The following is a 24,845-nucleotide window of genomic DNA, read 5'->3' as shown; positions in this document are numbered from 1 at the left end:
GCTTCGGGGTACGGGGCCCGGCATGTCTTCATCGCCCACCACCAGCAACAGTCGGTCACTTTGTCCGGTTGCACAGATAAAGGATCAAGCGGATCAGGGCCGGGCGCGCCCCAGCCGCAGTCCGATGTCCGCGAGGAGCCGCACGGCGGGGTCGGCCAGGTCCACGCCGAACAGCTCCCGGGCCCGCCGCAGCCGGTACCGCAGGGTGTTGGGGTGCACATGGAGGCGCTCCGCTGCGGCGGCCGTGTCACCGAAGGCGTCGAGGTGCGCGGCGACCGACGCGCCGTACCGCGACCCGTGAGCCCGGTCGTGCTCCAGCATCGCGTGCACCGGCCCCGACAGCGTCCCCCACAAGGGCTCCACGCAGTCGAGCAGCCGCAGGACCGCAGCCTCGGACGCCACCTCCGCGTACGACGCCACCGCCGACCCGGTCCCCGAGGCGGGCAGGTGCGCGGCCCGGTCCCGCAGCACCCGTACCACCAGCTCCGCGGCGTCACGGGAGGCGGGCAGCTCCGCCAGGTCCGTCACCACGGGGCCGGCACCGGCGAAGACCACGCCTCGCGGCACCGAACGGGCCGCGGCCAGCAGCGTGCGCGCGGGGTCCGTCTCCTCGTCCGCGGCCGGCACCAGGGCGTACAGCCGCTGCCCCGACCGTGCCGTCACGCACCCCGGACGGTAGGCGGCGGCCTGCAGCGCGAGGACGTCGAGCACCCGGTCCCCGACCTCACCCGGTGCGGGCTCCCGGCCGTCGTACGCCTCCGCCACCATCACGGCGTACGGCCGGCCCCGTACGATTCCGACGTCGTGCGCGGCCTGGACGCTGCCCGCCAGGAGCGCGTGCACCGCCCCCTCACGGGCCAGGGCCGCGGCCCGGCCCCACGTCCGGTGATGCGACAGGTGCGGGACGGCCGCGCGGCCCGCCGTCCGCAGCGCCGCCACGGCGTCCTCGGCCAGCGGCCGCCCGTCGGCGGCGGCCCAGATCGAGCCGAGCACCTCCGACCCGTGGCGCACCGCGACCGCCAGCCGCTCCGCGTAGCGCTCGTCGGCGGGGAGCCGCACCACGTCGTCGGTGTTCCACAACGCCTGGAAGAAGCCGCTCTCCCGCAGTTCGACGACCCGCCAGCGGGGCACCTCCTGCCCGAGGATCGTGAGTCTGCGCATCGGATCGGGCTCGTGCTCCATGCGCGAGTAGGCCAGCACCCGCGACTGCGGATCCTCGATCGTGATGGCGCCGCCGACGAGGTCCGCCACGGTGTTGGCCAGGCCCGGCAGATCGCCCAGCGGCAGCCCGTCCACCCCGGCCGCGCCCCCGGATCCGCCCGGAACGCTGTGCGCCAGCGCCGTACGCAACCGGCCGAGCACCTCGGTCCAGCCCTGGGCGGGCGGCCGGGTCAGCAACGCCGTACGTCCCCGCTCCGCCGCCTCCAGAAGGGCCGCCCGCGGACCCCGGGCACCGCGCCGCATCACCACGGCCGCGGCCCCGGCGCGGTCCGCCGCGCACAGCACGTCGACCGCCTCGGGCGAGGAGACCTCCACGCCGACCGCGAGCAGGATCAGCCCGGTGGCCGCCCACGCCTCTTCGTCCCTCTCCTCGCCGGGGTCGTGCAGGACCACGTCGGACACGGGCATCCCGGTGCCGCACGGGGCGGCGACGACGTCGAGCGTCCCCGTGGCGATCAGCGCGAGGAGCTGCTCAAGCGTGGGGCCGGTCGGGGGCCGTTCCGATTCGGGGATGCGCATCCGCCCATCCTCGCCGCCCGGCCGGTACACAGAAAGCCAAGGGCCCTTTGCTAAACCATTACTGTGATAAACCGGACGAGCTAGACAACGTTGTCAGATCCGGGCAGAGTATCGGCTCGGGGCGATCGGGCGCCCCTTCAGGAAAGGGCAGAACCTTGATGGTGTACGGAGCACTCGACATAGGCGGGACCAAGATCGCGGGCGCGCTCGTCGACGAGCAGGGCCGCCTCGTCGCACGGGCCCAGTGCGCGACACCGGCCACCCGGCCCGCCGCCGAACTGGCGGCGGCCGTGATGGCGGTGCTGGACGAACTGGCGGCCCACCCCGCCTGGGAGGAACTGACCTGCCTGGGCGTCGCCAGCGCCGGCCCGGTCGACACCGTTGCCGGCACGGTCAGCCCGGTGAACATTCCCGGCTGGCGGAGCTTCCCGCTCGTCGAACTCGTACGGACGCATGCGAAACTGCCGCTCGGAATCCTTCCCGTGCTGGTCGGGGACGCTGTCGCCATGACGGCCGCCGAGCACTGGCTCGGCGCCGCACGCGGAATCGACAACGCGCTCTGCATGGTGGTCTCCACCGGGGTCGGGGGCGGGCTGATCCTCGACGGAAAAGTCCACGCGGGGCGCACGGGCAACGCCGGGCACATCGGCCACATCACCGTCGACCTCGCCGGCTCCCGCTGCGCCTGCGGCGCACCGGGCTGCGTCGAGAGCCTCGCCAGCGGCACGGCCATCGCCGCCCACGCCCGCGCGCTCGGATGGACGGCCCCTTCCGGCGTCGCGCCGAACGCGGCCGCGGTCGCCGAAGCGGCCCGGTCCGGCGACGACCGCGCGCTCGCGGCCTACGACAGGGCCGCCCGGGCCCTGGCCGCCGGCATCGCGGCGACCGCCGCCCTCGTCGAGCTGGAACGCGTCGTCATCGGGGGCGGTGTCGCTCAGGCCGGTGACGTCCTCTTCGTTCCCCTCCGGCGGTGCATGGACGACTACGCCGTACTCGACTTCACACGCGGCATCTCCATCGTGCCCACAGGCCTCGCCCAGGACGCGGGACTCATCGGAGCCGCGGCCACCGCCTCCGCGCGGCTCGGCGCCCGTACCCGGCCCGAACCGGCCCTGCACTCCTGACCCGTCGCCGGCCGGAAGGAACCACCCGTGGACCAGCTCGTCAACACCATCCGCCCCTACGCCTGGGGTTCCACCACCGCACTGCCCGCCCTGACGGGGACGGAGCCCGACGGCACGCCCCGGGCGGAGCTGTGGATGGGCGCGCACCCGTCGGCCCCGTCGCGGGTCCACCGCGGCTCCGGACCCGAACCGCTCGACGCGCTCATCGAGGCGGCACCGGCCGCCGAACTGGGGGAGGCGACGCTCCGCAGGTTCGGGCCCCGCCTCCCGTTCCTCCTCAAACTCCTCGCCGCCGACTCCCCACTCTCGCTCCAGGTCCACCCGGACCTGGCCCAGGCGGCCATCGGCTTCAAGATCGAGGAAGCCCAGGGCGTCCCGCTCGTCGCCCCGCACCGCAACTACCGGGACGACAACCACAAGCCCGAGATGATCGTGGCCCTCAGCCCCTTCGACGGGCTCTGCGGCTTCCGGCCGCCCGCGCAATGCGCCGACCTGCTCGACGCCCTCGGCCTGCCCGAACTCGCCCACCACGCCGCGGCCCTCCGCGCGGAGCCCGAGGAATCCGCCCTGCGTGCGGTGTTCTCCGCCTTCCTCGCCGCCTCCCCCGACCTGATCGACGCGGTGACCACGGCGGTGGCCCGCGCGGCGCGGAGTGCGGGGCCGCACCGGTCCGCCTTCGAGGCCTACGAGGCCGTGTCCCGGGCCCATCCGGGTGACGGCGGGCTCCTGGCCGCCCTGATGCTGCATCATGTGCGGCTCGCCCCGGGCGAAGGGCTGTTCCTCGGCGCCGGCGTCCCGCACGCCTACCTGCACGGACTGGGCGTCGAACTCATGGCGGCCTCGGACAACGTCCTCAGGTGCGGCCTCACCACGAAGCACGTGGACGCGGAGGAACTCCTGCGCGTGGTGAGGTTCACCGCTGCTCCCGTACGCATCCTGCGGCCTACCGCGCGCGGGGGTGAGGAGGTCTACCCCGCCCCGGTGGACGACTTCCGCCTCTCCCGCATCCGCCGCCCTGGTGCGGACCTGGACGCGAGCGCTCCGCAGATCCTCGTCTGCACGCGGGGACGGATCCGCCTGACCAGCCCGTCCGGGACGCTCACCCTGCAGCCGGGCGACTCGGCGTACGCCCCGGCCGGGGAACGGTTGACTGTCTCCGGGGACGGCGAGGTCTTCCGCGCGACGGTCGGGCCCGAAGGGGCCCGAACTTAACCGGTTCGCTCCGCTTGCCCCTTCCGGGGCGCGGGTCTTTGTCCTCAATCTCCCCCATAGCCTTAAGGGCATGGGGGCACCCCCATGACGGGCTTGGTTGGTGCGGGTGCCTCCGCAGGGTGCGGGCGCCTTTACCCCGTGGGTGGGGGTCCGGGGCCCCTCCGGGGCGTCTCCTCGGACGACGAACGCTCCGCGGGTACGCAGCGGACCCGGGTCGATGTTCGTCGTCCTGCGGGGACTCCCCTGCACGCCCCCGGCCCCGGCCGTCTGGCGTCTGCGGCAGTCGTATCGCCGGCGTTCACACGCAAGGACGGCTGGGTGGGGGCGTGCAGGGGAGTCCCCGCAGGACATGGCGTACGACCCGGGTCCCTCTCGGACCCGGGTGAACACGCCATTTCTGAGGAGACGCCCCGGAGGGACCCCACCCCCACCCACCGGCATGGCGCACCCGCACCCCGCGAGGGGACCCGCACACAAGCCTGTCCGGCGATTGAGGACGGAACCCCCCCGCCCCTACTTCGTCGCTCCCTGGGCGAACCCGTTATAGATGTACCGCTGCAGGAACAGGAAGATGACCAGCGTCGGGACGATGACCAGCACCGCCCCCGCCGAGATGTTTTCCCAGTGCGCTCCGAACGGTCCCTTGAACCGGAACAGGGCGGTGGAGACCGTGCCGAGTTCCTGGGAGGGCATGTAGAGGAAGGGGATGTAGAAGTCGTTGTAGACGGTGATCCCCTTGATGATCACTACGGTCGCGATCGCCGGCTTGAGCAGCGGGAAGATGATCTTGCGGTAGATCGTGAAGGAGTTCGCCCCGTCCAGCCGCGCGGCTTCGTCGAGGGACACGGGGATGCCGCGGATGAACTGCAGGAAGATGTAGATCGACACGATGTCCGTGCCCATGTAGAGCAGGATCGGGGCCCACCGGGTGTCGAACAGCCCGAAGCTGTTGACGACCTGGAAGGTGGCGACCTGTGTGGTGACGCCGGGCACGAGCGTGGCGATCAGGAAGAGGGCCATGATCAGCTTCTTGGCCCGGAAGTGGAAGCGGTCGATGGCGTACGCGGTCATCGAGCCGATGATCACGGTGCCGGTGATCGAGAACAGCAGGATGAACGCGGTGTTGCCGAAGGCCGTCAGCATGTGGCCGTCGGAGAACGCGGTGGCGTAGTTGCCGAAGTTCAGCCAGTTGCCCGGCAGGGACAGCGCACCGCCGTCCGTGGCCTCCTCGGACGTCTTGAGGGAGGTGAGAAAGACGACGGCGAGCGGGAGGAGCACCACCAGCGAGGCGATGACGAGCGAGACGTAGACGAAGGTCTGACCGACGCGGCCGCGGCCGCGGACCTGTCGGGGACCGGGCACGGAGCGGCCGGGCACGGAACGGCCGGGCACGGAACGGCCGGCCGCCGGACGGGCGGGCGCGGCGGGCTGCGGGGCCGTGGTCATACGAGGTCCACCTTTTCGTCGGGCACGAGCCGGCGCTGGATCCAGGTGATCAGCAGAATGATCAGCAGCAGCACCACGGCGGCCGCCGACGCCAGACCGGTCTTGTTGAACTGGAACGCGAGCTTCACCGTCTGGATGACGAACGTCGAGGTGCCGGTCGCACCGCTGGTCATGATCCAGGGGATCTCGAAGACGGCGAGCGATCCGGAGATCGCAAGGATGATGCTCAGGCTCAGTACGGGCCTGATGCTCGGGGCGATGATGTGCCGGAACTGCTGCCACCGTGTCGCCCCGTCCAGTTGGGCCGCCTCGTAGAGCTCGCCGGGGATCGACTGGATGGCGCCGAGGAACAGGACGAAGTTCAGGCCGGTGAAGCGCCAGACGGAGACGCCGGCGAGCGAGGTGTTGGCGGATGCCGGGTCGCCCAGCCAGGCGTGGTCGGTCCCCGACCCGAACCAGGACAGCACGGAGTCCAGCGTGCCGCCGTCCTGGAAGAAGTACAGGAAGACGAATCCGATGGCCACGCCGTTGATGAGGTAGGGGAAGAAGAGCAGGCCCTTGAACAGGTTGCGGAACCGCAGATCGAAACTGAGCACCGTGGCGAAGTACAGCGCGATGACGATCTGGACCCCGGAGGCGGCCAGGTAGTAGAAGCTCACGAAGAACACCCGGAAGAGCTCGGGCCGGGTGAAGATCTGGACGTAGTTGTCCACTCCGGTGAAGTTCCGGTCCGGGCTGATTCCGTCCCAGTCCGTGAAGCTGTAATAGATCATGTTCCCCACAGGTACGTAGGTGAACGTGATCAGCAGGACCAGCGGCGCCGCCAGGAAGAGCCAGGGGGTCGCGCGGCGGAGCAGTTGTCCCCACGTCCTGCGTCCTTGCGGGCCGGCACCGCTCTGTGTGGTCTTGCGACGTGAGGGCGCTGCACGGTGCGTCTTCACGCTCGCCACCTCGGTCGTCTGGGTCATATCGGGCCTTTCGTCGTCCGCGTCGTCATCCCGTGTGCGCGGGAGGGCGGGGCCCCGGCCGGTGTCGTGCGGCCGGGGCCCCCTCACCGGGTCAGGAGCCGGCGGTCTTCGCTGCCTCGTCCCACTTCTTGTCGAGCTCGGTGAAGTAGTCCTCGAGGCTGCCCTTCTGGGCTCCGCGGGCGATGTCGATCAGCTTCTGGCGGTAGTCGGGCTTGTTGAGCCCGATCTCTGCGGCGTTGTCGATGTCGTTGACCTCGCCGGTCTTGCTCTCCGAACGCTCCACGAACGTGACATCGTTGTCAACGAATTCCTTCAGGGTGGCCGGCATGGGGGCCGACTTCAGCGTGGGGACGGCTCCCTCCTTGGCGGAGTAGCCGGACTTCTCGGTGAACCAGTCGATCCAGGCCCGGGCCGCTTCCTTGTGGTCGGAGTGCGCGTTGATGGCCTGCTGGTAGTCCGAGACCAGGGTGGCGCACTGTCCGTTCTCCCGCTGTACGGGCACGGGCATGAAGGCGATGTCGTCGGGGTTCTTCCCCGCCTTCTCGGCGGCGTCCTTCATCTGGGTGATCGACCACGAGCCGAGCATCATGGTGCCGATCTCGCCCTTGGCGAGCTTGCTCTTCGAGGCTTCCCAGTTGGTGGTGCTGGGGTCCTTCTCGGAGAGACCGTCCTTGACGATGTCGTACAGCAGGGAGTCGATCACCTGGAGCTCGCTGCCGGACTTCCACGGCGAGACCGGGCCGGCGAGCTTGTTGGAGGCCTCTTCGCTGCAGGTGACCGAGCCGACGTTGCTCGTCCACTGGACCAGCGGCCAGCCGTCCTTGAAGTTGGTGTAGTAGGGGGTCGCGCCGGTCTTCGACTTGATCGCCTTGAGGTCCGCGAGGAACTCCTCCGGCGAGGCCGGCCAGTCGGTGATGCCGGCCTTCTTCCAGAGGGCCTTGTTGTAGACGAAGCCGTTGGCGGTGCCGAACTGGGCGATGCCGTACGCCTTGCTGCCGACGGTCGTCTTGTCGGTGAAGCGGTACTTGTCCGCCATCTCGATCGACGCGCCCAGCGGGGCGAAGAACTTGGGGTAGTCGTTCTTGGAGACCGCGGCCGGGATCATGAGGACGTCGCCGTAGTCCTCGGTGTTCATCCGGATCTTGACTTCGCCCTCGTAGTCGGTCAGGCCCTCGAACTTCACCTTGACCTTGGGGTAGATCTTGTTGAACTCCGCCGCATAGGCGGCCATGGCCCCGCTCTGGACCAGGTCCGTCCGCTGGGTCAGGACCGTGATGGTGCCGGTTGCCTTGCTCGGGTCGGTGGGGGCCGCGGCCGTTTCGGTCGACGGCGCCCCTCCGCCGCTGCAGCCGGTGACGGTCAGTGTCGCGAGGGCCAGAAATGCACCTGCGAGCGTCTTGGTCTTCCCCATGTGCCCAACTCCTTCAGATGGCGGCTCAGGTCTGCGGTGGGATGTTGGCACTATGACAGGACGTGTGTGAACCGGTAAAGCTCTGATTTCCATGACGATGCCTAATCGTTACCAGGTGACGCGTTGGTGCAGGTGGAGGCCCTGGAGCATGTTCGTAGCGTTACAAGCTCGTGACTAGACCGGTTTATAGACAGTGATCGATTGAGCGGCTAAGTTGTGCGGCGTCATACAACTGCCAGCGCGCGTACCGGGCGATTGGAGCCGCACATGAAGGACGTCACCCCTCTCACCGAAGGCTGGAGCCTGCGTCACGGACAGGACCGGCTGCCGGCCCAGGTGCCCGGCTGCGTCCATACCGATCTGCTCGCCGCCGGAGTCATCCCGGACCCGTTCCTCGAACTCAACGAGACCGAGGTCGCCTGGGTCGGCCGACGCGCGTGGACCTATCGCACCGACGTCTCCCACGACAGCGGGCACGAGCGCACCGACCTCGTCTTCGAGGGCCTGGACACCGCCGCCCGGATCACCTTCGCCGGCCGGGAGGTGGGGACGACCCGGAACATGCACCGCACCTACCGGTTCGACGTCACGGGGCTGACCGGCCCGCTGGAGGTGCATTTCTCCTCCGCCTACGACGAGGCCGAGGCGGTGCGCGCGGTCACCGGTGACCGGCCCAATGTGTATCCCGAGCCCTTCCAGTACATCCGCAAGATGGCCAGTAGCTTCGGCTGGGACTGGGGCCCGACCCTCGTCACCGCCGGAATCTGGCGGCCCGTACGGCTGGAACACTGGTCGAGGGCGCGCCTCGCGTCCGTCCGTCCGCTGGTCACCGTCGATGAAACCACGGGGAACGTCGAGGTCAGGGTGCAGGTGGAGCGCACCGCCCGGGGGGCGGGCGCCGTTCTGCTGGCGCGGGCCACGGTGGCCGGCCAAGTAGCGGAGACCCGATTCGAGGGCGACGAGGCCGTACTGCGCCTGACGGTCGACCGGCCCGAGCTCTGGTGGCCGCGCGGCTACGGTGACCAGCCCCTCTACGACCTCGACGTCACCCTCCTCGACGAGGAGGGAGAGCTGGACGCCTGGCACCGGCGCATCGGTTTCCGCACCGTCGAACTGGACCGCGGCGCCGACGCGCGGGGCTCCGGGTTCACGCTCGTCGTCAACGGTGAGCGCGTGTTCGCCCGCGGCGTCAACTGGATCCCGGACGACGTGTTCCCCTCGCGCGTCACCCCGGAGCGCTACCGCACCCGGCTCGGCCAGGCGGTCGACGCCAACGTCGATCTCGTACGCATCTGGGGCGGCGGCATCTACGAGGACGAGGCGTTCTACGACGCCTGCGACGAACTCGGGCTGATGGTCTGGCAGGACTTCCTCTTCGCCTGCTCGGCCTACCCGGAGGAGCAGCCCCTGCGGGGAGAGGTCGAGGCCGAGGCCCGGGACAACGTGGTGCGGCTCATGCCGCACGCCAGCCTGGTCCTGTGGAACGGCAACAACGAGAACCTCTGGGGATTCCGCGACTGGGACTGGGAGTCCGGACTCGCCGGCGGCTCCTGGGGCGAGGGCTACTACCTCGGCCTGCTGCCCCGCCTGGTCGCCGAACTCGACCCCACCCGGCACTACGCCGCGGGGAGCCCCTGGTCCGGATCATGGGACCACCACCCCAACGACCCCGACCACGGCACGTACCACTCCTGGGAGGTGTGGAACCGCCAGGACTACGCCGAGTACCGCGCGAACGTCCCCCGGTTCGTCGCCGAGTTCGGCTGGCAGGCCCCTCCCACGATGGCCACACTCCGACGCGCCCTCCCGGGCGAGGAGCTGGCCCCCGACTCCCCGGGCATGCTGCACCACCAGAAGGCCGAGGACGGCAACGGCAAGCTGAACCGCGGAGTCGCACGCCACTTCGCGCTGCCCGAAGGCGACTTCGACCGGTGGCACTACCTGACGCAGGTCGTCCAGGCCCGTGCCGTGGCCGCCGGCATCGAGCACTGGCGCTCCCACTGGCCGGTGTGTGCCGGCACCGTGGTCTGGCAGCTCAACGACTGCTGGCCGGTCACCTCCTGGGCCGCCGTGGACGGGGACGGCCGTCTCAAGCCGCTCCACCACGAGCTGCGCCGGGTCTACGCGGACCGGCTGCTGACCCTGCAGCCCGGCGACGGGGCCCCGGTCCTCGCCGTCATCAACCAGTCCGCGACGCCATGGCGTACCGAGGTCACGCTGCACCGCCTGGAGGCCGGCGGTGCGACCGTCGGCCGGAGCACGCACGAGGTGACCGTCGCGGCGCGTTCCGTCACGAGGCTCCCCGTTCCGTCCGAGCTGGTGCCGGCCGAACGCTCCACGAAGGAGTTCCTGGTCGCCGACGCCGACGGCCTGCGGGCCACGTATTTCCCTGTGCCGGACAAGGAGTTCGCCTATGAGCGCCCGGCCTTCGACGTAGCGGTGGAACCGGTTGCGGGTAACGGCGGTAAGGTCGACGTCGTGGTCAACGCGCACACCCTCGTCAGGGACCTTTTGCTCCAGGCCGACCGGCTCGGTCCCCATGCCGCGGCCGACCGCGGCCTCACCACGCTGCTGGCCGGCGAGCAGGTCAGGATCCGGGTCGACGGCTGCGGCCAGATCACCGCGGACGACGTAAGGGCCGCCTTGTTCTGCGCGGATACCGAGTGAACAGTCCGGCACGTATCACCATCAAGGACGTCGCGGCCCGGGCGGGCGTGTCCAAGGGAGCCGTCTCCCTCGCGTTCAATCACAAGCGGGGCGTCTCGGACACCACGCGCGAACGCATCTTCGAAGCCGCCCGGGACCTGGGCTGGGCACCGAACCAGACGGCTCGCAGCCTCTCCAGCCAGCGAGTCGACATCATCGGCCTCGCCCTGTGCCGCCCGGCCCGCCTGCTGGGTCTGGAACCGTTCTACATGGACTTCATCTCCGGCATCGAAAGCGTGCTGGCCGAGCGTTCGTGCTCGCTGCTCCTGCGGCTGGTGCGCGATGTCGACGAAGAGATCGATCTGTACAAGACGTGGTGGCGCAGCCAGACGATCGCCGGCGCGGTGCTGGTGGACTTCCAGGAGAACGACCCGCGGGTCCCGGCACTGCAGGCCGTCGGGCTGCCCGCGGTGGCCGTCGGGCACCCGTCGCTCACGGGGTCCTTCCCCGCGGTGTGGACGGACGACGCCACGGCGACGGCCGAGGCCGTCCGCTATCTGGCCGCCCTCGGGCACCGGCGGCTGGCGCGGGTCGGCGGCCCGGCCGGATTCGGTCACAGCGCGATCAGGACCGCGGCCTTCGCGGCGACCGTGCGTGAACTCGGGATGGAGGAGGGGCGCCAGATAGCGACCGGCTTCGACGAGAGGGAAGGCGCGCGGGCGACCCGCTCACTGCTTCTGTCGGCGGATCGTCCCACCGCGATCATCTACGACAACGACATCATGGCGGTCGCGGGTGCCGGCGTCGCGGCGGAGATGGGTTTCGTCGTCCCGGACGATCTCTCCCTGCTCGCCTGGGACGACTCCCAGCTGTGCCGGATCACCCATCCCACCCTGTCGGCCATGAGTCACGACGTCCACCACTTCGGTGCGGAGGTCGCCCGGGCCCTGTTCTCGCTGATCGAAGGCACGCACACCGGGGCACTCCAGGTCCCGACCCCTTCGCTCACCCCGAGAGGCTCCACCGCACCGGCGCCGCAGCAGTAGCCCGGCCCGTTCGCCGTCCGGCCGAGGCCGTGCCCCCTGTCCGAGGGCACGGCCTCGGCTGCTTGCCGGTGGGGGAGGGGGCGGCGCCGAGGCCGAGGAGGCACTCGGCCGGGTGAGGAGAAAACGATTCTGCGGCCTCGGTCGCGTGGCAATCACGCCGGCACAGCGGTCGGTCGGGGCAGCGTGGTACCGCACCCGTACTTGCCTCTGGAGGATTTGCACCCATGCGTCTTCGTCACAGCGTCTCCGCCGCCCTCGGCGCGCTCACGCTCGTCGTCACCCTGCCCGCATCGGCCCACGCCGCCGAGGGCCAGTTCCGCTACACGTACGCAACCGACGAAGGGTATGAGGCCGTGGGCTTCCTCAACGACCCGCCCAGTGAGCAGTGCATCAACCTGCCCGGCGTCGGCTCCGACGACCTGGCCCCCGGCTATTCGCCGAAGAATCGGACCGACGCCACGGCGACCGTGTTTCTCAACGCCGACTGCGAAGGTGACTCCTACTTCATTCTGCGCCCGTACACCGGCGGCGGGTCGGAGCGCCTGCAAGTGCGCTCCGTGATCTTCAGCTGACCCGGCCAACCCGAAAGCGGCGTCTCGGGCGTGGACCCGCCCGAGACCAAGGGGGGCGTTGGTCCGGCGGCGGATCGGCATGTTTCCGGCTGGTCCTGGTGGTGGAAGGGCTGTGCCTGTGCTGACACTTCCCGAGAAGACCGAGCCGCTTCGTCATCGTTTCGCCGCCGAAGGCTACGTGCCGCTGACCGGGCTGGTGAGCCCGGAGGGGCTGCACCGTCTGCGGGAGGAGACCGGCCGGCTCCGAGAGACCGGGTCCCGCCGGGACTTCCACATGGACTGCATGGCCGACAGCCCCCGCCACATGACCACCCTGGGCGGCAAAGAAATCGCCGAAGGCTCCGAGACGATCAGCGCCCTCTACCGGGACACCGGTTTGGTGGGCCTGCTCACCGCTCTCCACGGTTGTGACGTCATCCCCGTGGACGACCCGGTGGAACGGCATGTCCTGAACATCCTGCACCGTCCCGGCGACACCCACGGCGCACACACCGACGACCATCCGCTGGCCCTGGTGCTGTTCATCGACGCACCACCAAAGCCGGAGAGCGGCGGACTGCTCGAATACCGACCCGGAAGTGCAGACCTGAGCGCCTTGGACGCCCCCGGCACCCGGCAGGTCCACCACCGCACCGGAGACGCCTACCTGCTGCGCAGCGACCTCACCGCCCACCGCGTCACTCCTCTCAACGAGCAGGGAGTACACCGCATCGTTCTGAACTTCGCCTACACCACCCCAGGCCATGAGTGCCCGGCTACCGACTCTGCGGACCAGCTCTACGGGTGAACACGGCTCCGATCACCGGGAATCGCCGCTCGGAGTTCAGCAGGCCCGCCTCGCGCAGCTTCTTCGGGTGGTGGGACACCGCCGGCTGGGAGACGCCGACGTCGGAGGCCGTAGCCGTGATCCTCACGCCGCCCCCGGACCCCGCCGCCCCTTGTAGTTGATCTTCATGGTGTCCATGTCCGTCGCCGTGGACCGGAGGTCGCCGTGGCCGTAACCGGCCTTCCGCAGCGCCGTTTCCGCGCGCTCCTCGGCGAGCGCGGCCGCCATCTCCTCGCCGTCCGCGGCGTCCGACACGACGACGTACCGGAAGCTGAAGTGCTTCAGTACGCGGTCGTACGTCAGCGATCCCTCCTCGCTGAACTGCATCGCGGCCAGACCGTGCTGCTCCACCTCGGCGAGCAGCCGCTCGCGGGCCTCGTCCGTCAGCCCTTTCCACGTGCCGCGCACGATCACTCGGTACGTGTGCTGCGTACTCATCCCGACCCGCCGTTCCTGTCGCTTTCCGTAAACCGTTCGACCGGCCACCCTACGGCGCGCAGGATGGAACGCATGCGGAATATCGTGGTGCTCGACGCCCCCTCCAACCTCGGCCTCCGGCCGCCCGCGCCCGGCACCGTACCCGGCTGCTACAAGCTCGCCGGCGCCCTGCGGGAACAGCGGATCCTGCAGCGGCTCGGCGCGTTGGAAGGCGGTGTCGTCGTGCCGCCCCGCTACGACATCGGCGGCTGGCAGGAGGGCGACGGCGTCTTCAACGCCGCCGCGATCGCCCGGTACACCCGCACCCTCGCCGACCGCGTCGAGCGCCACGTACGCGCCGGTGACTTCCCGCTCGTCCTGGGCGGCGACTGTTCCATCCAGCTCGGTGCCTCGCTCGCCCTGCGCCGGATCGGGCGGTACGCACTGGTGTCGGTCGACGGGTCCGCGGACTTCCGCCATGAGGGCAACAGCGACCGGATCGGCGCCGCGGCCGGCGAGGAGCTGGCCATCGCCACCGGCCGGGGGCAGGACGACCTCGCAGACCTGGAGGGGCTGCGGCCCTACCTCAGGGACGAGGACGTGCGGGTCCTCGGCATCCGCGACTACGACGAGGACCGCGCCGAACTCGCCCGGTTGAAGATCCCGGTGGCGACCGTCGGGGAGATCCGCGAGTGGGGCGCCGCAGACGTGGCGGGCGGGGTCGTGCGGAGCCTGGAGGGCCCGGCGCTCGACGGCTACTGGGTCCACCTGGACGCCGATGTGCTCGACCCCTCGGTCATGCCCGCCGTCGACAGCCCCGACGACGGCGGACTGCTCCCCGGCGAACTCGGCCCCCTGCTGCGGACACTGGTCCGCTCGCCCCGCTGCGTCGGACTGAACGTCACGGTCTACGACCCGGATCTCGACCCGGACGGCACGGCGGGCGCGCTGCTCGCCGGCCTGGTCGTCGCGGCTTTTGCCGAAGTCTGACGGCCGGTGCCCTGGTCCGGGCGGCGTCCAGCGTGTTCCATGGTCATCGGGGGCGCCCGGACCTGCGGCAGCCCGCGCGAGGGATTGAGGTTGCCTTGGCCACCACCGTACGACGCACCGTCCTGACCCTGCCCGCGGCGGCGACGGGACCGGAGAATCCGCTGCCCGCTCTGCGGCCCCTCGACGAGATGCATGTCATCGACGACCGGGACCGGGCCGGACTGCCCCGCGACATGGCCCGTCAGATCGGCCACGCACCGCTCGCCACCGTCCTTCCCGTACGGATCCTCGACGGCTACGGACGCGAGCGCACCCCCACGGACCTCGACGCGATCGTCATCGAGAACGACCGGCTGCGGGCCACCGTGCTCCCCGGGCTCGGCGGGCGCGTCCACTCCCTGTTCCACAAGCCGACGGGCCGCGACCTCGTCTACACCAACCCCGTCCTGCAGCCCGCCGACTTCGCGCTCAACGGCGCCTGGTTCTCCGGCGGCATCGAGTGGAACATCGGCGCGACCGGGCACACCACGCTGTCCTGCGCCCCGGTGCACGCCGCCCGCGTCCCGGCGCCCGACGGCGGCGAGATGGTCCGGCTGTGGGAATGGGAGCGGCTGCGCGACCTGCCGTTCCAGGTCGATCTGTGGCTGCCCGAGAACTCCGACTTCCTCCATGTAGGCGTACGGATACGCAACCCGCACGACCACCCCGCACCCGTGTACTGGTGGTCCAACATCGCCGTCCCGGAGGGCGAACGCACCCGGGTGCTGGCGCCCGCCGACGAGGCCTGGCACTTCGGCTACGAACGGACACTGACCCGGGTCCCGGTCCCCCAGAGCGGTGGCGTCGACCGGACGTACCCGCTGCGCGGCGACTTCCCCGCCGACTACTTCTACGAGGTGCCCGACGGCGCCCGCCGCTGGATCGCCTCCCTCGACGAGGACGGCCGGGGACTCGTCCAGACCTCCACCGACCTGCTGCGCGGCCGCAAGCTCTTCCTCTGGGGCAGCGGGCCGGGCGGCCGCCGCTGGCAGGAATGGCTCACCGAACCCGGCACGGCCGGCTATGCCGAGATCCAGGCCGGGCTCGCCCGCACCCAGCTGGAGCACGTGCCGCTGGAGCCCGGCGGCGAGTTCAGCTGGCTGGAGTCGTACGGGCCGCTGGCCGCGGACCCCGCGACGGTGCACGGCGGCGACTGGGCCGCGGCTCGCGCCGAGACCGAGCAGCGGCTCGCCCGGGCGCTGCCGCGCGCCGATGTGGACGCCGCCTACGAGGCGTGGAGGCGCTGCGCCGACACCGAGCCGGGCGAGATCCTCGCCACCGGCTCGGGCTGGGGCGCCCTGGAGGTACGGCGCGCCGGGTACAAGCTGCCCGGCACCCCGTTCGCGGACTCCACGCTCGGTGAACAGCAGGCCCCCTGGCTCGCGCTGCTGGAGCAGGGCTCCTTCCCCGAACCGCGCCGCGCCGCCCCGCCCGGACCCAGCCTCGTCTCCCCGCACTGGCGCGACATGCTGGAGACGGCCTCCGCCGAACCGCTCACCGAGTACCACCTCGGCGTCGCCCAGTGGCATGCCGGCGACCGCGCCCAGGCGGTCCGCAGCTGGGAGCGCGGGCTGGTTCTCGCCCCGTCCCGCTGGCCGCTGCTGCGCTGCCTCGCCGTCGCCGCCCAGGACAGCGGCCAGCGGGACAGGGCGGCCGGCCATTACGCGGAGGCGTTCGACGACCTGTGCGCGGAGCGCCGCGACGACGGCGAGGCATGGACGGCGGCCACGGCGGCCCTCGGCCGGGAGGCGATCGAGGCCCTGCTCGCGGCCGGCCGCACCGACGCTGCCCGCACGGTGTGGACCGGCGTGCTTCCGGAAATCCGGCTCCGGGGCCGCTTCCGGCTCCTGGAGGCGCGCCTCCTGCTCGCGGAGGGCGACCGGGCGGCCGCCCGTGCCGTGTTCGACGAGGGCTTCGAGGTCGCCGATCTGCGCGAGGGTGCGGAGATCCTGGACGAGGTGTGGGCCGAACTCACGGGGCCGGGCGGCGAACCGCTGCCGGACGCGTACAACTACCGGATGCGGCCCCGGGGATAGGACGGGCGGGCGTCCCGGTTGCGCCGGGGGCGGCAGGATCAGAAGGCCCGGTTGCGGCCGGAGGAGGCGGGCTCAGACGGCCCGGTTGCGGTCGACGTACTCGAAGACCGAGCCGTCCGGGTGTACGGCGATCAGGTTACGGCCGACCGGGGTGGGCACCGGACCCGCGATGACGCGGGCGCCCACCCGGGTCAGGGAGGCGTGGGCCTCGTCGACGTCCTTCACCGCGATCGTCGCCGTCACCCGCCGCAGGATCTCCAGCTCGGACTCGGGGCCGCTCATCAGCAGAAAGCAGCTGATGGCGGCGACGGACACCCCGCCGCGTTCGAAACGCAGCGCCGGGGTCGCCGTGAGGTCCTCGTAGAAGGCCACCGCGGCCTCCAGGTCGTCGACGCAGATACGCAGCGTGGTTCCCAGGATTTCCATGCCGAACAGGGTAGTTGGCCGGTCAGCCGTGTGTGATCGATTCGGCGGAGGGGGCGGAGACCCGGGGGCCGGCGGATCCGGCAGGCCCCCGGGCGGTGGCTCATGCCCGGCAGAGGATCTCGCCGTGCGGGACCATGAACCAGCCGTCGCCCTGCTCGCCCCAGGTGTGCCAGGCATCGGAGATCGCGGTGAGCTCTTCGGGCGTCGCATGGCCGCCGTCGACCGCCAGCTTCGCGTAGACCGAGCCGACGGTGCGGTCCGCCCACAGGCTGCTCCACCACTCCCGGCTCTCCGGGGTGGCGAAGCACCAGGAGGCGGCCGTCGGCGTGATGTCGGTGAAGCCCGCCTCGCGCGCCCAGGAGAGCAGCCGGCGGCCCGCGTCAGGTTCGCCGCCGTTGGCCCGCGCCACCCGGTCGTACAGCTGCTGCCAGGCGTCCATGACCGGTGACTCGGGGAACCAGCTCATGGCCGCGTAGTCGCTGTCGCGGGCCGCGACGATGCCGCCGGGACGGCAGACCCGCCGCATCTCGCGCAGCGCCTGCACCGGGTCGCCGACGTGCTGGAGGACCTGGTGGGCGTGGACCACGTCGAACGAGTCGTCGGGGAATTCCAGGGCGTGTACGTCGGCGACGGCGAACTCGACGTTGTCCAGGCCGCGTTCCGACGCGGTGTCGGCGGCCTGGCCGAGGATCTCGCGAGTGGTGTCGACGGCCGTCACCCGGCCGGGGGCGACCAGCGCCGCCAGGTCGGCGGTGATGGTACCGGGCCCGCATCCGACGTCCAGCACGCTCAGTCCCGGGCGGAGTTCGCCGATGAGGTAGGCCGCCGAATTGGCGGCGGTGCGCCAGCGGTGCGAGCGCAGCACCGACTCGTGGTGGCCGTGGGTGTAGACGGCTGTCTCCTTCGGCATGACCGTTCGTCCTCTCTCGGGCGCGCCCCGCGAAACGCGGGCCGCCGGCGGTGATCCGTACCTCCACCGTAGGCCCTCGTGCCGAATAATGAGATAGCTATCTTGCGATGTGGACAACCGGCTTCTTGGTGCCGGCTCATGCGAAAGGGCGGCCGAACTCCGCGTCGGCCGCCCTTGGTTCGCTGGTTCCAGCAGTCTCAGACCGGCCTCGGGCAGTAGACCGTCAGCGCCTCCGGCAGCTTGTCGATCATCAAGTCGCCCTGGCTGTGCGCCACTTCACCGTCGTACGCGTACGGGGTGCCGGGTTTCAGTCCGGAGATGCGGATGCGCCGGCGCCGTTCCGCCGCGTGGATGGGGGAGCGGGTCAGGGGGCCGGCGATGGCGGCCGCCAGCAGCCTCAGGCCGGGGGTCCTGCCCCCGTGGATCACGCGGACGTCCAGCAGTCCGTCCGCGAGGTTGTGGCGTCGGCCGGGCGCCGGGCCGACCCGCTGGAAGAGTCCGTTGCCGACGAACAGCAGCCACAAGGGCCTTCTCCTGCCCTGCAGTTCGGCTTCCAGGGGGCGCCGTCCGCGCAGTGCCTCGCAGGCCGCGAGGACACCGGCCGGCCAGCCGCCGATCCGCGGGGCCCAGCGTTCACGGGTCCGTACCAGTTCCGGGTAGACGCCCAGGCTGAAGGCGTTGAGGAAGTAGCCGTGGGCGCCCCCGGGGCCTTCCGGCCCGGGCCGGAAACGGCCGAGGTCCGCCCGGACCGCGCTTCCCGAAGCGAGGGCGGCGCAGACGTCCGGCACGGACTCTATGCCCAGGTCGTACGCGAAGTGGTTCAGCGTCCCGCCGGGGAACACGGCGAGCGGCATACCGTGCACGGCGGCCACCGCCGCCGCCCGGTTGACGGTGCCGTCGCCTCCGCACACCCCCAGCGCCCGGCCGCGGCCCGCGGCCTTCTCCAGCTCCGCCGCGAGCTCGGCCGGCGGGCACTCCACCACCTCCGCGTTCAGCAGGGCGTCCCGGACCAGCGACGCCGTGGCCGTCGCCGTACCCGACTCCTGGTTGACGACGACGACCAGGCCCTGGCCGTCGGGCAGGGCGGGCGCGTCGGCCGGTGGCCTGCCCGGCGCGGGCAGCTGTCCCCGGGTCGGCACGACGCCGCGCAGGGCGAACGCCGCCCCTATGCCGAGGGCGGCGCCGGCCAGCACATCACTCGGGTAGTGCACGCCGGTGTAGACGCGTGAGGCGGCCACCGAGAGGGCGAGGGGTGCGACGACGGCTCCCCAGCCCTTCGATTCGAGCGCCACACCGGTGGCGAAGGCGGCGGCCGAAGCGGCGTGCCCCGAAGGGAAGGACGTGGTGACCGGCTGCCGCTTCAGCTGCCGTATCACCGGCACGGCGTCCAGGACCGGCCGCTCCCGCCGGACCGCGCCCTTGCCGACCGTGTTGATCGCCGCCGAGGCGACGGCCAGCGACGCGATGCCGCGCAGCGCGGCCCGCCGGGCCCGGGCGCTGCCGCCGAACGCGGCGATGCCCGCCGCGGCGCCGAACCACAGCAGCCCGTGATTCGCGCTGCGGCTGAGGCGGGGCAGCACGGGCCCGGCGGCAGGCCAGTGCCGCTCGGCCAGACTCTGGAACACGGCCAGGTCGCCGCGGTGCAGAAGGCTCCGCAGCCCGGTGGGTCTCGGCAGGTGTGAAGGGATGCTCGGTGAGGACATGGAACTGCGCATACCCGCCTCGAACCCGCCGAACCGGCCGACGTGCCCAGGCCGGGCGCGTGGGCGTGGGAGTGGAGGGCCCGGCGACCGCGACGCCTCTACCATTTCCCCATATACCAGAACAAATCCCCGCGGTCATCGCCGGGGAGGGTGCCGCACATCACCCCCGTCATTGCCCCACAAGTACGCCACGCTTAGCCTGTGTTCGTGATGCCGGTCACTGGCCGGAATGTCGAACACGAGAGGGTGGTGCACGACCATGGGGCGACTCGTCCCTGCGGTGACCCGGGCGCTGGACGTACTCGAACTCTTCCTCGACGGCGACGGTACGCTCTCCGCGCCCGAGGTGACCCGCAGGCTCCAGCTCCCGCGCACCACCGTCCACGAGCTGCTGACCACGCTCGCCGCCCGCTCGTACCTGGTCACCGTCCCCGGTCAGCCCGGCCGCTACCGCCTCGGCGTCCGCACCTATCAGCTCGGCAGCCGCTACGCCGAGCAGCTCGACCTCGCGGCCGAGGGCCAGCAGGTGGCCCGGCAGGTCGCGGAGACCTGCGGGGAGACCGTCCACGTGGCGATCCTGGAAGGGACCGACGTCATCTACATCGCCAAGGTGGATTCCACCCACGCGGTACGGATGGTGTCGGCGGCCGGCCGCAAGCTGCCCGCCCACTGCACGTCGGTGGGCAAGATGCTGCTCGCGGCCCTTCCCGAACGGGAACTCGACGCGCGCCTCGCCGGACTCGAACTGACCGGGATGACACCCAACAGCATCACCGACGAAGGGGAGTTGCGGGCGGCGCTCACCTCCGTACGCGAACGCGGCATCGCGCTGGAACACCGGGAGTCCAACCCGGACGTGAGCTGCGTCGCCGCGCCCGTCCGGGACCGGTCCGGCCAGGTCGTCGCCGCGCTCTCCGTCTCCGTCCCCATGATCCGCTGGAGTCAGGAGCGCGAGGCGGAACTGGCCACCCTCGCCGTCGAAGGCGCCGAGGCGCTCTCCGGCCGTCTCGGACACCACCGGAGGCAGCGGTGAGCCACCCCCGCCTCGATGTCGCCGTCCGGGAACACGCCGCACTGGGGGAGGGCCCGACCTGGGACGCGGCCGCCGAACGGCTGATCTGGGTCGACATCCTCTCCGCCCGGATCCACACGTACGACCCCGCCGACGGCCGGCGGACCGTCATGGCCACCGAACAGCACGTCGGCGCGGCCAAGCCACGGGCCGGCGGCGGCCTCGTCGTCAATCTCCGTGACGGCATCGGGCTCTACGACGCGGACGGCGCCTTCCGCTGGCTCGTCCACGACGCCGAGCCGGGACGGCGCGGGAACGACGCCGCGGTGGCACCGGACGGTGCGCTCTGGGCCGGCACCATGCGCTACGACGAGTCGGAGACCGGCGGCAGCCTCACCCGTATCGCCCCCGACGGCACGGCCACCCGGGTGCTGCCACTGGTGACCTGCAGCAACGGCACCGGATGGAGCCCGGACGGCCGGCTGATGTACTACATCGACACCCCGACCCGCCGGATCGACGTCTTCGACGTGGACGGCGAACACATCACCCGCCGCCGCCCGTTCGCGACCGTGGAGGAGGGCGCGGGCTACCCCGACGGGCTGACGGTCGACGCGGAGGGCGCCGTCTGGACCGCCCTGTGGGACGGATCCGCGCTGCGCCGCTACACGGCCGACGGCAGGCTGGACCGCGTCGTCGAGCTGCCGGTGCGACGGCCCACGGCCTGCGCCTTCGGCGGCCGGGACCTGCGTGACCTCTACATCTGCACCGCCCGCACCGGCCTTGACGCACCGCACCCGCTCTCGGGCTCGCTGCTGGTCCTGTCGGACGCCGGCCAGGGCTTGCCGGGAACGGCCTTCGCGGGCTGACGGGTCGAGGGGTGCCGGCAGGGGCGCGCCGCCCGCCGGCGCCTCACTCCGCCGGGAAGCGCCGCAGCGTGCCCGGCAGCCGGGAGCCGAGCGGCGACATGTTCCCGTCCGCCCCGTGCCGGGCCAGCAGATTCAGGACCAGCCGGCCGCGCCGGACCCGCTCGCGGGCCGTCTCCAGGGCGACCTCGCGCAGGTGGGCGCCGTACGGGTAGATGCCGGGCGCCTTGGACAGGCCGAATTTGAGGTACAGCGGCGCGCCGCGCCGGATCAGCTCGGCCGCCTCGTACATCCGCACATATCCGCCGAGGTCGTCCGGCGCCTCGATGTACAGGTCCATCGGAGCGGCCGACGCCCGCCGGATCTCAGTGAAGTGAGCGAGCGTCAGGTCGGAGGGGATGTTGACGGAGTCGGCCCCGAGCTGTTCGTACACGGCGAAGGAGGCGGGGTTCACCGGGCCGACGAGGGCTGACACCTTGAACGTCGTGTCGGCGGGCAGCACGCCCTGTACGCGGAGCCGGTGCAGGGTCCAGAGCACCCCTTCGTCCGCCACCAGCAGGCACTTCACGCCCAGCGCGGAGGCCCGCAGGGCGTCCTCGACGCAGCCGGCCAGGGCGTCGTGGCCACGGGCCCGCAGCCCGGCTCCGCCCGAATCGGTGCGGAAGGAGGCCCCGGTGTCCCAGCTGCCGCGCGGACCGGTGAACAGGCAGAGCTCGATGCCGCGTTCGGCGCAGCCCTCGGCCATGTCGGTGATCTCGGTGTCGCTGAGCATCCAGACCCCGCTGCCCTGGCTGATCCGGTGGACGGGGACATCGAGCCGCGCGCTCTCCTTCAGTACGACGGACAGCGCTTCGGGGCCCTCAACGGACGGGATCTCGGTCCGCCAGGTGCCGCCGTCGGGAAAGGTGTACGCGGACGCGTCGGCCGGCTCTGCGGCGGGAGCGCCCAGTCCGAGCACGGTGAGCGCGGGCTCGCCCGGACGCCGGACGCCGGTGCGCGGTCCGGACGAGGCGGGGGATGCGGAGGTCATGGGCGGCCTTTCGTGTTCGGTGGGTCGGACGGGGTTCGGGTGGATGGGGGACGCGCGGGGCGGGGCCACCTTCGGACGAAGGGCCAGGACGGAGGGCCCTCGCGAAGGCCCTAGGGGCGCATCAGGACCTTGCCCGTTCCCGCACCGCCGCCCCCGACAAGCGCCACCGCCTCCGCGAACCGCTCCAGCGGGAACTCGTGCGTGATCAGTGCCGCCGGGTCGAGCAGCCCCGCGGTGAACGCCCGTACCGCGTGCGACCAGGACGCGGAGGACGCCCCGAAGACGCTGCGCACGGTGAGTCGGCTCAGCGACAGGTGCAGGGGGTCGATGCCGACGGCCCCCGGCGCGAACATCCCCGTGAGCACGGCCCGGCCGCCGGGCCGCGCGAGCAGGCAGGCGTCGGCCGCGGTGGTCGGGGCCCCGGCCGTCTCCACCACCAGGTCGTACCGGCCGTGCGCCTCCGCCGCCTCCTCGGGTGTCAGTGCCTCGCTCGCCCCGAAGCGCAGGGCCTGGCGGGCCCGTTCGCCGCGCGGATCGATCACCGTCAGCTCCGCCGGGGACAGGGCGGCGAGCAGCTGGACCGCGAGCAGGCCGAGCGTTCCCGCGCCCACGACCGCGATCCGCTCGCCCGGCTCCGGCGACCCGGCCCGCACCGCCGATGCGGCCACGGCCGCGGGCTCCAGGAGCGCGGCGGCGCGCAGGTCCGCGTCGTCGGCCAGCGGGTGCAACAGCCGTGCGGGCACCACGACATGGTCGGCGAACGCCCCCGGCCGGGTGAAGCCCGTCTCGTCGTACCCCGCGGTGCACAGCGAGGTCTCACCACTGCGGCACCGCGCACAGGTTCCGCAGGAGCGGAACCCCTCGGCGACCGTGCACCGGCCGGCCAGGGCGGGGTCGACGCCCGCGCCCACCGCCTCGACGGTGCCCGACCACTCGTGACCGGGCACCACCGGGAAGCGCACGTACTGCGGGTCGCGGCGGCCGTCGTACAGCTCGCGGTCGCTCATGCAGATCCCGGCCGCGGCCACGCGCACCCGGACCTCGCCCGGGCCGGGCTCCACGACCGGCCCGGTGATCAGGCGGTGTTCGCCCGGCCGGTCGACCCTGATGGCCCGTGAGCGCGCGGCTGTCTCGCTCACTTGGGCTTCCTCTTCTCCCAGCCGTCGGCCCACAGGTCGAACCGGGCCTGCTGCTGCGGGAATTCGGCGGCGGCGTCCACATCGAGCTCCACGCCGAGGCCCGGGGCGTCCGAGAGCTCGAAGCAGCCGGTCGCGGGGTCGACCTGCGGGGCGCCCCGGACGACCTTCTTGATGTCGGCGTCCGCGAAGTCGTTGAAGTGCTCGAGGATCTTGAAGTTGGGCGTGCAGCCGGCGACCTGGAGGCTGGCCGCGGTCAGGACCGAGCCGCCGACATTGTGCGGGGCGATCAGCGTGTAGTGGGTCTCGGCCGTGGCGGCGAGCTTGCGCGTCTCCAGGATGCCGCCGATGTGGCCGACGTCCGGCTGGATGATGTCGGCGGCCTGCGACTCGAAGAGCTCGCGGAACTCGATCCGGTCGTGGATGCGCTCACCCGTCGCGATCGGCATGTCGACCTTGGCCGCCACCTTGGCGAGTGCCTTCAGGTTCTCCGGCGGCACCGGCTCCTCCAGCCAGGCCGGCCGGAACTGAGCCATCTCGTGCGCGATCCGCACCGCCGTCGAGGGGCTGAAGCGGCCGTGCATCTCCAGCATCAGTTCGGTGTCCGGGCCGATGGCGTCCCGGACGGCCTCGATGAGGGACACGGAGTACCGGGTCTCCTCCTGGCCCAGCTCGAAGTGGCCGGTCCCGAAGGGGTCGATCTTCAGCGCCCGGTAGCCGCGCGCGACGACCGCGGAGGCGGCCTTGTGGTAGGCGTCCGGGGTCCGCTCGGTGGTGTACCAGCCGTTGGCGTACGCCTTCACGCGGTCGGTGACCTTGCCGCCCAGCAGCTGCCAGACCGGGACGCCGAGCGCCTTGCCCTTGATGTCCCAGCAGGCCATCTCGACGACCGCGATGCCGGACATCACGATCTCGCCGGCCCGCCCGTAGTCTCCGTACTTCATCCGGCGTACCAGGTCCTCGACGGCGAACGGGTCGGAACCGGCGACGTGGTTGGCCTCCGCCTCGCGCAGATAGCCGACGAGCGCATCGGTGCGGCCGAGCATCCGGGTCTCGCCCACACCGGTGAGGCCCTCGTCGGTGTGGACCTGCACATAGGTGAGATTGCGCCAGGGTGTTCCCACCACGTGTGTGCTGATTCCGGTGATACGCACGGGAGTTGCCCCTCGCTGTGTTCGATATTTCGTCACTCGTTCGAAATCTTGACGTGACCGTAATGACGCGGCGGGGCGAGTGTCAATGGGGACGCCGCGCCGCGGTGCGCTCCCGTGCCCCGGGCGCCCCCGCCC

Annotated in this window: 21 protein-coding genes and 1 pseudogene; 10 read left to right on the top strand and 12 right to left on the bottom strand. The window is 71.6% G+C overall.

Annotation, left to right across the window (positions count from 1 at the left end; all coding sequences use genetic code 11):
- Window positions 1-93 precede the first annotated feature (93 nt).
- Window positions 94-1,740 (bottom strand): PucR family transcriptional regulator, encoded by a 1,647-nt coding sequence (locus ABTX18_RS03690; protein WP_352121088.1) that lies wholly within the window; start codon window positions 1,738-1,740, stop codon window positions 94-96.
- A gap of 158 nt (window positions 1,741-1,898) precedes the next feature.
- Between ABTX18_RS03690 and ABTX18_RS03685 the strand changes: the two genes are divergently transcribed.
- Together ABTX18_RS03685 and manA are read left to right on the top strand one after the other, a co-directional pair.
- Window positions 1,899-2,864 carry an ROK family protein gene (locus ABTX18_RS03685; RefSeq protein WP_352121087.1) on the top strand — a complete coding sequence of 322 codons (966 nt, stop codon included), beginning with the start codon at window positions 1,899-1,901 and terminating at the stop codon, window positions 2,862-2,864.
- Between the two features lie 27 nt (window positions 2,865-2,891).
- Window positions 2,892-4,076: a mannose-6-phosphate isomerase, class I gene (gene manA / locus ABTX18_RS03680; RefSeq protein ID WP_352121086.1), complete on the top strand. Its 1,185-nt coding sequence runs from the start codon at window positions 2,892-2,894 to the stop codon at window positions 4,074-4,076.
- A 513-nt stretch (window positions 4,077-4,589) separates the two neighbouring features.
- Here manA and ABTX18_RS03675 read toward each other — a convergent pair.
- The 3 genes from ABTX18_RS03675 to ABTX18_RS03665 form a co-directional block, all read right to left on the bottom strand.
- A complete protein-coding gene (locus ABTX18_RS03675) occupies window positions 4,590-5,522 on the bottom strand; it encodes a carbohydrate ABC transporter permease (protein WP_352121085.1) in 933 nt (310 codons plus the stop codon).
- Window positions 5,519-6,490 carry a carbohydrate ABC transporter permease gene (locus ABTX18_RS03670; RefSeq protein ID WP_352121084.1) on the bottom strand — a complete coding sequence of 324 codons (972 nt, stop codon included), beginning with the start codon at window positions 6,488-6,490 and terminating at the stop codon, window positions 5,519-5,521. Before ABTX18_RS03670 ends, ABTX18_RS03675 begins: the two co-directional genes overlap by 4 nt.
- Before the next feature lie 91 nt (window positions 6,491-6,581).
- Entirely contained in the window at window positions 6,582-7,901 is a 1,320-nt protein-coding gene (locus tag ABTX18_RS03665; protein ID WP_352121083.1) for an extracellular solute-binding protein, read from the bottom strand.
- 267 nt (window positions 7,902-8,168) lie between these two features.
- Between ABTX18_RS03665 and ABTX18_RS03660 the strand changes: the two genes are divergently transcribed.
- From ABTX18_RS03660 to ABTX18_RS03645, 4 genes are all read left to right on the top strand, one after another.
- Window positions 8,169-10,568: a glycoside hydrolase family 2 protein gene (locus ABTX18_RS03660; RefSeq protein ID WP_352121082.1), complete on the top strand. Its 2,400-nt coding sequence runs from the start codon at window positions 8,169-8,171 to the stop codon at window positions 10,566-10,568.
- Entirely contained in the window at window positions 10,565-11,593 is a 1,029-nt protein-coding gene (locus tag ABTX18_RS03655; RefSeq protein WP_352121081.1) for a LacI family DNA-binding transcriptional regulator, read from the top strand. Before ABTX18_RS03660 ends, ABTX18_RS03655 begins: the two co-directional genes overlap by 4 nt.
- Before the next feature lie 224 nt (window positions 11,594-11,817).
- On the top strand, window positions 11,818-12,165 hold the full coding sequence (locus ABTX18_RS03650) for a hypothetical protein (RefSeq protein ID WP_352121080.1): 348 nt from the start codon (window positions 11,818-11,820) through the stop codon (window positions 12,163-12,165).
- Window positions 12,166-12,277: 112 nt separating this feature from the next.
- Window positions 12,278-12,952 carry a HalD/BesD family halogenase gene (locus ABTX18_RS03645; RefSeq protein WP_352121079.1) on the top strand — a complete coding sequence of 225 codons (675 nt, stop codon included), beginning with the start codon at window positions 12,278-12,280 and terminating at the stop codon, window positions 12,950-12,952.
- Window positions 12,953-12,974: 22 nt separating this feature from the next.
- Here ABTX18_RS03645 and ABTX18_RS03640 read toward each other — a convergent pair.
- Together ABTX18_RS03640 and ABTX18_RS03635 are read right to left on the bottom strand one after the other, a co-directional pair.
- A pseudogene (locus ABTX18_RS03640) lies at window positions 12,975-13,061 on the bottom strand (ArsR family transcriptional regulator); the annotation flags it as partial.
- 14 nt (window positions 13,062-13,075) lie between these two features.
- Complete coding sequence (locus ABTX18_RS03635) at window positions 13,076-13,429, bottom strand: DUF6204 family protein (protein WP_352121078.1); 354 nt, start codon at window positions 13,427-13,429, stop codon at window positions 13,076-13,078.
- A 72-nt stretch (window positions 13,430-13,501) separates the two neighbouring features.
- Here ABTX18_RS03635 and ABTX18_RS03630 point away from each other — a divergent pair, with 72 nt between their 5' ends.
- A complete protein-coding gene (locus ABTX18_RS03630) occupies window positions 13,502-14,398 on the top strand; it encodes an arginase family protein (RefSeq protein ID WP_352121077.1) in 897 nt (298 codons plus the stop codon).
- Between the two features lie 95 nt (window positions 14,399-14,493).
- Window positions 14,494-16,473, top strand: coding sequence for a DUF5107 domain-containing protein (locus ABTX18_RS03625; protein ID WP_352121076.1), 1,980 nt, complete (start codon window positions 14,494-14,496; stop codon window positions 16,471-16,473).
- A gap of 72 nt (window positions 16,474-16,545) precedes the next feature.
- On the opposite strand, the gene ABTX18_RS03620 is transcribed toward ABTX18_RS03625, so the two are convergent.
- The 3 genes from ABTX18_RS03620 to ABTX18_RS03610 all read right to left on the bottom strand — a co-directional run bounded on the left by ABTX18_RS03620 (window position 16,546) and on the right by ABTX18_RS03610 (window position 19,512).
- On the bottom strand, window positions 16,546-16,899 hold the full coding sequence (locus ABTX18_RS03620; protein WP_352121075.1) for a VOC family protein: 354 nt from the start codon (window positions 16,897-16,899) through the stop codon (window positions 16,546-16,548).
- A gap of 100 nt (window positions 16,900-16,999) precedes the next feature.
- Entirely contained in the window at window positions 17,000-17,809 is an 810-nt protein-coding gene (locus ABTX18_RS03615; protein ID WP_352121074.1) for a methyltransferase domain-containing protein, read from the bottom strand.
- Window positions 17,810-18,006: 197 nt separating this feature from the next.
- A complete protein-coding gene (locus ABTX18_RS03610; RefSeq protein WP_352121073.1) occupies window positions 18,007-19,512 on the bottom strand; it encodes a bifunctional phosphatase PAP2/diacylglycerol kinase family protein in 1,506 nt (501 codons plus the stop codon).
- Window positions 19,513-19,771: 259 nt separating this feature from the next.
- On the opposite strand from ABTX18_RS03610, the gene ABTX18_RS03605 reads away from it, so the two are divergent.
- Window positions 19,772-20,545 (top strand): IclR family transcriptional regulator, encoded by a 774-nt coding sequence (locus tag ABTX18_RS03605; RefSeq protein WP_352121072.1) that lies wholly within the window; start codon window positions 19,772-19,774, stop codon window positions 20,543-20,545.
- On the top strand, window positions 20,542-21,393 hold the full coding sequence (locus tag ABTX18_RS03600) for an SMP-30/gluconolactonase/LRE family protein (RefSeq protein ID WP_352121071.1): 852 nt from the start codon (window positions 20,542-20,544) through the stop codon (window positions 21,391-21,393). The genes ABTX18_RS03605 and ABTX18_RS03600 overlap by 4 nt, the downstream gene beginning before the upstream one ends.
- Before the next feature lie 43 nt (window positions 21,394-21,436).
- Here the strand turns inward: ABTX18_RS03600 and ABTX18_RS03595 are convergent, their stop codons facing one another.
- The 3 genes from ABTX18_RS03595 to ABTX18_RS03585 form a co-directional block, all read right to left on the bottom strand.
- On the bottom strand, window positions 21,437-22,420 hold the full coding sequence (locus tag ABTX18_RS03595) for a hypothetical protein (RefSeq protein WP_352121070.1): 984 nt from the start codon (window positions 22,418-22,420) through the stop codon (window positions 21,437-21,439).
- 110 nt (window positions 22,421-22,530) lie between these two features.
- Entirely contained in the window at window positions 22,531-23,559 is a 1,029-nt protein-coding gene (locus ABTX18_RS03590) for a zinc-dependent alcohol dehydrogenase (protein WP_352121069.1), read from the bottom strand.
- Complete coding sequence (locus ABTX18_RS03585; RefSeq protein ID WP_352121068.1) at window positions 23,556-24,710, bottom strand: mandelate racemase/muconate lactonizing enzyme family protein; 1,155 nt, start codon at window positions 24,708-24,710, stop codon at window positions 23,556-23,558. The genes ABTX18_RS03590 and ABTX18_RS03585 overlap by 4 nt, the downstream gene beginning before the upstream one ends.
- Between the last annotated feature and the right edge of the window lie 135 nt (window positions 24,711-24,845).

This window comes from Streptomyces sp. NPDC096323, assembly GCF_040302845.1.
In the GTDB taxonomy this organism is placed as follows: Bacteria; Actinomycetota; Actinomycetes; order Streptomycetales; family Streptomycetaceae; genus Streptomyces.
Note: the sequence above shows the minus strand (reverse complement) of the source record. Positions and strands in the feature narration are given on the sequence as shown.